The following is a 259-nucleotide window of genomic DNA, read 5'->3' as shown; positions in this document are numbered from 1 at the left end:
CCGGCGGAAGATCCGCACGAACGCGAGGCCGTGCTGCGCCCAGAAGCCGTCGCCGTAGGACACGCCCTCCATCTGCTCGCGGATGCCGGTCGGCTCGACCGTGCGGTTCCACGACGCGGTGCCGAACATCATGTCCCACCACGGAAACAGCACGCCGAAGTTGCAGCCGTACTTGGTGCCTTCGTGACCGTAGCCGACCGCATGATGACGCCGGTGGAACGTCGGGCTCACGATCAGGCGCTCGCCGAGCCAGCCGAGG

1 protein-coding gene is annotated in these 259 nt (G+C 68.0%); it reads right to left on the bottom strand.

Annotated elements, in window-relative coordinates:
- Positions 1-259 (bottom strand): sterol desaturase family protein (locus SB751_RS32330; protein WP_410749301.1); only part of this gene is annotated, 259 nt, incomplete at both ends.

Origin of the sequence: Cupriavidus sp. SIMBA_020 (assembly GCF_046535395.1) — a bacterium.
Lineage (GTDB): Bacteria > Pseudomonadota > Gammaproteobacteria > Burkholderiales > Burkholderiaceae > Cupriavidus > Cupriavidus campinensis.
The sequence above is the reverse complement of the archived record's forward strand: the minus strand, read 5'-3'. Positions and strand labels throughout refer to the sequence as shown.